This window comes from Streptomyces sp. NPDC127117 (assembly GCF_042677325.1).
GTDB lineage: Bacteria > Actinomycetota > Actinomycetes > Streptomycetales > Streptomycetaceae > Streptomyces.
This window is the reverse complement of sequence record NZ_JBHXTM010000069.1, coordinates 26,846-36,476: the sequence shown is the minus strand read 5'-3', so window position 1 is coordinate 36,476 and position 9,631 is coordinate 26,846. Positions and strand designations below refer to the sequence as shown.

General features: G+C 67.9%; 10 protein-coding genes. 8 read left to right on the top strand and 2 right to left on the bottom strand.

Translation table 11 applies throughout. The features are described 5' to 3' along the window. Positions 1-267: 267 nt before the first annotated feature. Positions 268-1,824: a tyrosine recombinase XerC gene (xerC, locus tag ACFVH0_RS36150; RefSeq protein ID WP_385827304.1), complete on the bottom strand. Its 1,557-nt coding sequence runs from the start codon at positions 1,822-1,824 to the stop codon at positions 268-270. Positions 1,825-2,198: 374 nt separating this feature from the next. Further along, on the bottom strand, positions 2,199-2,621 hold the full coding sequence (locus tag ACFVH0_RS36145; RefSeq protein WP_385827302.1) for a helix-turn-helix domain-containing protein: 423 nt from the start codon (positions 2,619-2,621) through the stop codon (positions 2,199-2,201). A gap of 222 nt (positions 2,622-2,843) precedes the next feature. Between ACFVH0_RS36145 and ACFVH0_RS36140 the strand changes: the two genes are divergently transcribed. The 8 genes from ACFVH0_RS36140 to ACFVH0_RS36105 all read left to right on the top strand — a co-directional run bounded on the left by ACFVH0_RS36140 (position 2,844) and on the right by ACFVH0_RS36105 (position 9,629). Beyond that, on the top strand, positions 2,844-3,182 hold the full coding sequence (locus ACFVH0_RS36140) for a hypothetical protein (protein WP_385827300.1): 339 nt from the start codon (positions 2,844-2,846) through the stop codon (positions 3,180-3,182). Then, entirely contained in the window at positions 3,179-3,466 is a 288-nt protein-coding gene (locus ACFVH0_RS36135) for a hypothetical protein (protein WP_385827298.1), read from the top strand. The genes ACFVH0_RS36140 and ACFVH0_RS36135 overlap by 4 nt, the downstream gene beginning before the upstream one ends. Further along, positions 3,463-3,921, top strand: coding sequence for a DUF6907 domain-containing protein (locus ACFVH0_RS36130; protein WP_385827296.1), 459 nt, complete (start codon positions 3,463-3,465; stop codon positions 3,919-3,921). The genes ACFVH0_RS36135 and ACFVH0_RS36130 overlap by 4 nt, the downstream gene beginning before the upstream one ends. After that, complete coding sequence (locus ACFVH0_RS36125; RefSeq protein ID WP_385827294.1) at positions 3,918-4,184, top strand: hypothetical protein; 267 nt, start codon at positions 3,918-3,920, stop codon at positions 4,182-4,184. Before ACFVH0_RS36130 ends, ACFVH0_RS36125 begins: the two co-directional genes overlap by 4 nt. Next, positions 4,181-6,826: a bifunctional DNA primase/polymerase gene (locus ACFVH0_RS36120; protein WP_385827292.1), complete on the top strand. Its 2,646-nt coding sequence runs from the start codon at positions 4,181-4,183 to the stop codon at positions 6,824-6,826. Before ACFVH0_RS36125 ends, ACFVH0_RS36120 begins: the two co-directional genes overlap by 4 nt. A 361-nt stretch (positions 6,827-7,187) precedes the next feature. Further along, the gene (locus tag ACFVH0_RS36115) at positions 7,188-8,801 is read left to right on the top strand and encodes a DEAD/DEAH box helicase (protein WP_385827290.1); all 1,614 of its coding nucleotides are present in this window, start codon (positions 7,188-7,190) and stop codon (positions 8,799-8,801) included. A gap of 70 nt (positions 8,802-8,871) precedes the next feature. After that, on the top strand, positions 8,872-9,243 hold the full coding sequence (locus tag ACFVH0_RS36110; protein WP_385827288.1) for a hypothetical protein: 372 nt from the start codon (positions 8,872-8,874) through the stop codon (positions 9,241-9,243). Then, positions 9,240-9,629 carry a hypothetical protein gene (locus tag ACFVH0_RS36105; protein WP_385827286.1) on the top strand — a complete coding sequence of 130 codons (390 nt, stop codon included), beginning with the start codon at positions 9,240-9,242 and terminating at the stop codon, positions 9,627-9,629. Before ACFVH0_RS36110 ends, ACFVH0_RS36105 begins: the two co-directional genes overlap by 4 nt. The last annotated feature ends 2 nt before the right edge of the window (positions 9,630-9,631 follow it).

Below are 9,631 nucleotides of genomic sequence, written 5' to 3'. Positions count from 1 at the left end.
GTAGGCCGTGTGGGACTCGAACCCACAACCAACGGATTAAAAGTCTGTGGACACTTCATGCGGTCTCGTGTGCTCCCGTTATCCCATGAGCGCCTAGTGCGTTCCAGTGCAGGTCAACGGTATTTCACATCCACTCAAGTCGGCCGCTCGTGTGGTTCCGTGCGCCCTCGTGTGGTGCCGTTAGATGGCGTTCGGGCCAGCAGCGGGCCAGCAGAAAGGCCCCGCCACCTGCGGTGACGGAGCCTTGGCTGTTCCACACTCAGATTACTACTCCGGGGCCTCCGGGGCCTCCGGCTCGGCCTTCTTCCTCGCCCGGGGCACCACAGCTGCGGCGCGCTCGGTCAGTTCATCCTCGTAGTCCTCGAACAACTCCATGTACGTATCCGAGGTGAGGACGATGGTGGAATGCCGCAACTTCACCTTCGCATCGTGCAGGTCGCCACCGCCGGCCTTCACGAGCGCGGCAGCACCGTGCCGTAGGTCGCGCAGGTTGATCGGCGGCAGGTCGGTCGTCGCGAGGATCTCCCGAAACACGTCGCTGAATGTCTCCGGGTGCACCCACGAACCGTCTTCCTGGGTGAAGAGCTTCCCGGTGTCTTTCCAGCTTTTCCCAGCCTTCAACCTCTCAGCACGCCGCGCCTCCTGACGCGCCGTGTGCTCACGCAGTACCTCGACCGTGCCAACGTCGATCTTCACAGTGCCAGCCGAGCCGGACGTCTTCGGCTCCGTCTCGGTCGGCGTCCAGCCATCGACGACCAATTCCTTCGCGACCGTCACCGTCCGCCGCTCGAACGAAACGTTCTCCAAGTCCTGCCCAGCCCCCTCGCCGCGGCGGAACCCGTGGTGCGCAACGAGATGGAAGAAGGCGTAGAGAGGGTGCTCCTCGGCGGCGTCCAGGAACGCGCCGAGCTGCGCCGGGGTCCACACCATGACTGGGCTCGGCTTCAGGCCGGTCTCCCGCCACCGCGCCACCCGCTCGTCTGTCCAGAGCAGGCCCTTTGGCCGGGCCGCAGGAGCCAACTCGACATGCTGTGCAGCGTTGAACGTGGTGGCCTGCTTCTTGATCGCGTAGTTCAAGGCGGCCCGCAGCGTGCGCCGGATGCTCTGCACGGTGGCGGGTCCGGTGATCCGCCGGAACGGCGGCATGGCCGCGAGCTTCGCGCGCTCTTCGGCCAGGCGCTGGCGCTCGGCTGCTGGCGGCCTGCCGCCCTTTGCCCACTTCGCCCGCTGCGCCTGTTCCAGGCGTGCCTGATTCTCGGCACGAATCACGTCGTTGCGGTCGGCGATGCTGTCGAAGAACACCTGCGCCTGGCCGACCCCGAAGCGGTCGACGCGGTAGTGGCCCACCCCCGGGTCAAGGTGGACCCGGACATGCGAGCGGTACCCGTTCGTCGTCGTCGCGCGCGTCTTCTTCGAGCCGAGCCAGGATTCGAACAGCTGGCTCATGGTCATCTTGCCTTCGAGGTCGACGCCGACGCCGAGTCGTCGCGAGACCTCGGCCGCGGCCGGGATCTCCTTGCGGTCCCGCATCACCCCTTGCAGGAGATCGCCTACTCGTCGGGCGGCATCTTCATCGTCTCCTGGAAGGTCGAGAATGGCCCGCAGCTTGTCCAGGTCGGCTTGTGCGGCTGTGACCGTGGCGTATCCCGTGCGCCGGAAGGGCCGGCGCTTCCCGTCCGCATCCAATGGCAGCTCCTGCCGAAGTTGCAGCGCCCCGTGGCTCTTCTTCGAGAGCTGCGGGCAGGAGCTGCTGAGCAGCTTTCCATCCGGGCCGCGGCATTCGCAGCGCTTGGTGATGCCGCCCGCGCGGCGCGAAGTGGCCACGTCACTCACCCAGTTCGAAAAGTCCGATGTCAGCCATGCAGTCCAGGGTGCCATTGAGTTCGTCGACCAGCTGCTGTGTCATGGATCCCTCGCGAACTGCCATGACGATGCCGTGGGGGGTCACGACGGGGACAACGAGACGATCACCTGGCAAGTCCGATCGGAGCACGTACCGAACCCCTGTGGCTGCTGTGAGTGCCGTCGTCATTGAACGCATGCCCACGCCCCGTTCGCTAGTTTGTTCGATTTACGGAGCGTACCCCTCCGGCATATGTAGCTCCGGTCACTTCCCGACATACTTGCACTACAAAGCGTTGCGCACTACGGGGTTGCGGTGGTTTCACTCACCGTGAAGATCAGGGCAAAGCCGCAGCTCATTCGCCCGACGGGCCGCTGTCAGGCTCGAACGTAGCGAGGAAAAGGCGGAGCTGCTCACGCTGCCGCTCCGTAAGCTGCTCGGCCTGCTGAACGAGAGCCCGCGCCTCCCCGGAAGCCGACCAGACCGTACGGATGTCGAAGAACTGAGCGCCGGCAGCGTCCTGCACCACAGAGAAGGGCACCCTGGCCGCAGCTGCAATCGCCCGGAGCTGGCCCAGCTTCGGAGCATTGACGGGCTCCCCTGATTCCAGCCTGTGGACCCACCCGTACTTAACCGCCTGCTCGCCTGTGCGCGGATCGATCGCCCGGTCCGCGAAAGCGGCAAGCGACAGCCCCAGTTCTGCACGCCGAGCCCGGATGAGGTCTGCCAACTCGGTCGTCTGCTCCTCGGGCGCGTCAGGTGCGTCGTTGTCGACCATGAGTCTCATCCTGCCACTCCTGCGTAAGTCCCGACGGGGCTGTTTGTTCAGCGCGCCAAGATCGGGCGCACACCAATCACACCATGCCAACGGCACGTCTCATCAATCGGCCTGAACGGATTGTTCAGCCAAACGCGGTCGAGCGCTAGGGGCGATTCAGGGCGGATCGGCACCTGTGGTGCACGGTATTCAACTATCTGGACATGCCGTTCAGATCATGTAATGCTCGCGGTGTTCAGCGAAATGAATGGGGCACTCAGCGAGGTGAACGTGACTCAGGTACACATGTGCCGGATGCATGACCGCGCCCTCTTGGCGCAGCTCATGAAGCGGACGGGAACCGGCGAGCGGATGACCGCCCGGGGACTGGCGGCAGCTACCACGCTGTCCGTCGGCACCATCGGTTCGCTGCTCTCTGGAGACCAGCGGTTCATCCCCCGCGAGAAGGCCGAGCGCATCGCCTCCGCCATCGGCGTTGACCTGATGATCCTTTTCGTCCCGTGCGAGCGGGCCGGTCGGGCATACATCGACGTCTCCGCCCCCGAGGCGGTGTCGGCATGAAGGCCCTCACCACCAAAGAGGTTCTCGACCTCCCCGCCATGGCGACGGCACAGCAGGCATTCGCCGCGCTTCAGATCTCCTCCGCGCTCGGATACGAGCTGATTCGGGAGGAGCGATTCCCCATCCGTGTCGAGACCTTCGGCCGCGCTATCCGCGTGCGCCGGGTGGACCTCCTGGCCTTTCTCGGCCTGGAGAACAGCGATGCCGCCAGGGGGCTAGCCCTGACGGCATCGAGCGAACGCAACAACGAAACAGCCGCGAAGCAGATCGGAAGCGCTCGATGACAACTGTACGAGAGACCACTGACACCCCGCAGGCGAAGCCCATCGTCGGGACGCGCACATGGGCCCGAGTCGTGGGCTCGACCGGGTACCTGGTCGAGACGTGCCCGGAGTTCTGCACGGACGATCACGACTCCGACCAAACCGCCATCGGGGTCGATGACCTGAATCACGGGTTCTGCTTCACCGGCCCGGAGTTCCCCGTCTTCGACGCCGACCAGGGCACCGCTCTCGTCCCGATCCTCGGCGGTCGCGTCCAGTTCGATCCGTACAGCCGCGACCCGCGCCGTCGTCGTCCTCACATGCACTTCGAGCCGTTCCAGGACGAGGTCATGGAGTGCCTGACCCCGGACGAGTTCGCACGAATCATCGCGACGATCCGCGAGCACTGCGACCAGCTCGACGCCGTGTACTCCCGCTTCGCGCAGATCCACGCCGCGTGGACGGAGCAGGCGTGACCGAGCAGCACAGCACCGCGGCGGTCGGGGGCGCGTCCTCCGGCCGCCGCGGCCCGGCCCGACGCCGCGTCGTCGCCGCGCTCTTCGTCGACTTCGGCGACGCCCGCGGCGACGACCGCCGGCCGCCCCGCGCCCGCTACGAGTGCGTCCGCTGCAACTACCGCAGCGAGATCGTCACCGGCCCGGCCGCCGTCGCCGCGTTCACCGCCACGGCCGCCGACGCACACCGCATCGTCTGCCCCGCACTCCAGGAGAACCAGTGATCGACGCGCAGACCCCCGACATGCGGGCCGCCGCCCGCGAGTACGACGAGGCCGGGCTGTGCGTACTCCCCATCAAGGCCGACGGCACCAAGGCCCCGGCCGTCCGCTCCTGGACCCCGTACAAGGTCAACCGCTCCGCCCCGGCCGAGCACGACAGTTGGTTCCCCCCAGGGAAGGCCGCCGGTATCGCCGTGGCCTACGGCGCGGTATCCGGCGGTGTCGAGTTGATCGAGTTCGAGGGCACAGCCATCGCTGATGGCCTCCTCGACGACGTCACCGAGATCATGGCCGCGTCCGGGCTCGGCGAGGAATGGCAGACGGTCCTCACTGGCTGGGCCAGTGAATCGCCTTCCGGCGGCCGGCACTTCCGCGTTCGTGTCGACGGTGCGCCGGTACGTGGCAACACCAAGCTCGCTTCCCGTCTCGCCCGCCCAGAGGAGTACACCCCGGAGGAGAAGCAGCGCCTGGCGGAGAAGCCCAGCGCCCGCATCGTCCGCGTCCAGATCGAGACGCGTGGCGAAGGGGGGTACGGACTCGTCGAACCGAGCTGCGGCACGGTGCACGCCACGGGCCGCCCCTACCTGCGGGTCGCGGGCGGTCCAGCCACCATCCCCACCATCAGCGCGGACGTCCTCGGCGCCATGCACGAAATCTGCCGGATGGTCGACGACCTGCCAAAGCCGGAGACTCCGAAAACGGCAGGCAAGTCTCTGCCGCCCTTGCCAGACGGTGGCCTGCGGCCCGGTGATGATTTCGAGGCGCGTGCGGACTGGGCCGAGATCCTCGGCGGAACCTTCCGCCCGGTCATCACCCGCGGCGGTACTACCTACTGGGGATGGGCCGACGGGCAGGGCGGAGTCAAGGCCACCACCGGCCGCGGCGACGCCGACCGCCTGTACGTCTTCACCACCAGTTCGGACTTTCAGGCCGAGGTGCCTTACAGCAAGTTCGGCGCCTACGCGCTGCTTCAGCACGGCGGCAACCACAAGGCTGCGGCCTCCGCGCTCCGGCGGGACGGGTACGGCTCCGAACCGACGCGCCGCCGGCTGAACGTGGCTGGGCAGCCGCAGCACTTCACCGACGGTTCCTCGGCTCTCGAACCGGAGGCCGATCCGGAGGAGGTGCCCGGAGCCGTCCCACACCTGCGGGCCGTCCCGGACCGTCCGGAACTCGACATCACCAACGAGGCCGATGCCATCGATGGCGTGCTCGCGCTCATGGCCACCGGGCGGCTGCCAGACCTCTACAAGAGGTCGAGCGGGCCGTGCTGGGTGTACCGCGACGACAACGAGGACCCGGTGGTGCAGCAGCTCGGAACCGACAACCTGCGTGCGTACCTTGCTGACCACGTCACCACCTACGTGGTGAAGAAGGACAGCGACGGTGTCCTGAACGAGGAGCGCGAGCTCCTGATGCCGAAGAGCTGCGGCACGATCCTCGGCCGGAAGGACTGGGCCCTTCCGCCGCTGCGCGGTGTTGTCACGTCGCCCGTGGTCCGCCCTGACGGAACCCTCCTGAAGGACCCCGGGTATGACGCGGCGACCGGCCTCTACCTTGAGCCGCGCGTGCCTGTGCGCCGCCTCCAGCCAACCGTCACCGCCGAGAGCCTGGAACGGGCAAAAGAGATCGTCCTGCACCAGGTCCTCGCCGACTTCCCGTGGGTGTCCGCGAGCGACCGCGCGCACTACCTCGCCGCCCTGCTCACCCCGATCATCCGCCCTCACTTCCACGGCCCCACACCGATGTTCGTCTTCACGGCCACATCGCCCGGCTCGGGCAAATCCCTGCTGAAGGACATCTTCAAGGCCGCTTACGGCATCGCGGATACGGCCTGGCCCGAGAACGACACCGAGCTCCGCAAGAGCATCACCACCCAGCTCCACACCACCGGTCAGCCGGTCGTCGTGTTCGACAACCTGCCGAACGGCCACGTGATCAAGAGCCCCATCCTGTCCGCGCTGCTCACGAACGAGCACTGGGGCGACCGCATCCTTGGCGCCACCGGCAAGGTGACCATGCGCAACGACCGGTTGTGGCTCGTCACCGGAAACGGCCTGCGCACCAGCGCGGACAACGGCCGACGCGTCTTCTGGGTCCGGCTCGATCCCAACTGCCCCGACCCCGACCAGCGGGACGGCTTCACCGTCGGCGATCTTCGGCCGTGGCTCCGTGCCAACGCTTCCACCCTCGTCGCCGCCCTGGTGACCCTCGTCCGCGCGTGGGTCGCCGCTGGTGAACCCCTCGTCCGCATCCGAAAAGGTGACTACTCCGAGTGGGCCTCAATGCTGGCCGGCCTCCTCGCCTACCTCGGCGTCGATGGGTTCAACGCCGACCGCGACGAGGCTCGCGACCAGGACGACGAACTTCAGGAGTGGACCGCGTTCCTGGAGATGTGGCGCGAGACTCTCGGCGCCGATCCGGTCCAGGTGGGCGCCGTGATCGCAGGCCTGCCTGAGCACGTACCGCGCCTGCGCGACGGCGAGCCGCCGTCGACCAAGCAGCTCGGCCACTGGCTCAAGGCCCGAGAGGGCCGGTACTTCGGCACGCACAAGGTCGTCCGGCTGTACGACGCCCACCGCAAGCAAAACCTCTGGCGGGTCGATGTCCACGCCGCTCGCGGCACTGGCACACACCAGGCATAGCGATGGCCGCCGATGCGGGGATCTGCGGGTATCTCGCCGGGTCCTGCGGGGATTCCCGCAGGACCCGCGCACCGGCTCTGACCAGCGCGACGGCGGGGATGCGGGGATCTGCGGGGATCCGGCACCGCCACTCATACCGCACACGCGCAACACACACATCGCGCATCACACATGCGCCGCAGCAATCACACCAACCGGAAGTGCCCCGACATGAGGGCCTAAAGAGACTTCCCCGCACTTCCCCGCAACCCCGCAAAACAGCAGATCAGAACGCATGCACACCGCTGCGGGATTCCCCGCAACGCACCCCCTGCATCCCCGCACTACCCGCAAAACCCCAGCACCCGAAGAGAGGTGACCCATGAACCACTCCTTCACCCCCCGCCCCTACCAGCGCGACGCCATCACCGCCCTCCGCGAGGGATGGGCCGCCGGCCTCAACCGGCTGGCCGTTGTCCTGCCCACCGGGGCCGGAAAGACCATCGTGTTCTCCAACCTGATCAGCGAAGTCCTGCCAGAGCTGAACGGGCAGCGCGCACTTGTCATCGCGCACCGTGAGGAGCTCATCGAGCAGGCCGCGGCCAAAGTCCGCGCCGTCCGCCCTGACCTTCGGGTGGGCATCGTCAAGGCCGAGCGCGACGAGCACCAGGACGCGGACGTCATCGTGGCCAGCGTCCAGACCCTCGCCGTCGAGAAGCGTCGCCAAGCCATCCGCAACGTCGGCCTCCTCATCGTCGATGAGTGCCACCACGCCGCGGCCCGTACCTACATGGAAGTCCTGGAGCACTTCGGCGCCTGGCGCGACGTCCCGACGGCTGGCTTCACCGCGACCATGACCCGCACTGACGGCGGCCTCGCCGAGGTCTGGCAGGACGTCGTGTTCACCCTCGACATCCTCGACATGATCAGCGACGGCTACCTGTGCGATGTCCGGGGCAAGCGCATCACCGTCGACACCCTCGACCTCGACAAGGTGAAGACCCGCGGCGGCGACCTAGTCGACGGACAGCTCGGCCAGGCCCTCGAAGACTCCGGCGCCCTCGACGCCATCGCCAAGGCTTACCTCGACCACGCTCCGGACCGGCCCGGCGTCGTCTTCACCCCGACCGTGGCGACGGCGCAGGCTGCTGCCGAGGCCCTGATGGCCGTCGGCATCAAAGCCGCCCCCGTGTGGGGCGACATGGGTCGCGACGAGCGCCGCGAGACCCTCGCCCGATACAACGCTGGGGAACTCCAGGTCCTCACCAACTGCATGGTGCTCACCGAGGGATTCGATGCGCCGCACACCAGCTGCATCGTGGTCGCCCGCCCCACCAAGTCGCCCGGCCTGTATGTGCAGATGGTCGGCCGCGGCCTCCGGCCGGCACCGGGGAAGGGCGACGCGCTGCTCCTCGACGTCATGGGCGCAGCGACCCGCCACAAGCTCGCGAGCATGGTCGACCTCACCGCGCGCGAGCTCGCACCGGCCGAGGAAGGAAAGAGCCTGCGGGAAGTCGCCGAGGAGGCCGTGGCCGCCGAGGAGCGCCGCACGCTCGTTGCGCGGGTTGAGGCCGAGGAGATCAACCTCTTCGGGACATCGTCCGTCCGGTGGCTGCGGACCGCTACGGGGGTCTGGTTCATCCGGCTCACGTCGGCGCAGGTCCTGTTTCTCGTCCGCGTTCCGGATACCCGTCTGTACCGGATGCGCCGGTGGACGACGCTCGGCGGTGTCGAGCCGCCCCGGGATGACACAGCACGCCAGCTACCCGAAGCGCTTGCGTGGCTGGAGCACCAGGCCCGCCGCATGGCCCCCGGTTCTTTTGTCGCACGGCAGGCCAGTTGGCGGAGCGCCCAGCCGTCGCCGAAGCAGATCGGCTTGTGCCGGCGCCTCGGCCTCAAGGTCCCCCGGGGGAGCACCGCGGGCGACGTTGCCGACCTGATCGATACGGACCGTGTCTCGTCCGTGCTCGGCTCGCTCATCCTGCCCGCCGCGTAGTTGCCCCGGGCCTGTCGCTATCAGGCCCGGGGCGCCTGCCCATCCCACCACGTCATCAAGGAGAAGACCCATGGACCAGCCACTCAGCCTCACTGAACTGCTCGCGGCCACCCCCGTACCGCCCGGCACCGGGGCGTTCCCCTGCCAGATCGGGGTGTGCTGCGACGACTGCGGCGTAGTCGTGTCCCACGACTACCTCGTCCACACCGGGATGACCAAGGCGCAGCGCCTCGGCGTCGCCCGCCGGCACCTCACCGACAACGAAGCCTGGGACTGCGGAGAGGCCGGCGACCTGTGCCCCAGCTGTAAGGGCGATGAGCCCGGCATGTGCCCGGCATGCGACACCGCTGTGATCGAGCGGTGCGTGGACTGCGGGCAGTGCCGGTGCGACACCCACGAACAATGCACGCGCCCCGCCGTGACCGAGGAAACAACCCGATGAGCGACCACGAGCAGCAGCTGCTCCACCTCGTCGACCGCGCCCGACGCGGCGTCGCACTCCCCGCCGAGCTTGACCAGCTGGCCGCCGGGATCACCGAGCAGGCCGCCCGGATCACCACCCTCGAACACATCGCGGCAGGTAACCGGCGGCACGTCCAACTCATCGTGCCCGAGCTGGAGAAGGCCGAGGCTCGCGTGACCGAGCTGGAGGCCGAGACCGCGAAGTTGGTCCGCTGGCACCGCGAAGACGGCACCAACCTCGCCAAGGCTGAAGCCGCCATCGCCCGCGTGCGAGCCCTCGCCACCCGGTGGGCTGTCCTCCGGGCCTACGGCAGCGCCGCGACCGAGCTCCGCGCCGCCCTCGACAAGCAGCAGCTCACCACCTGACC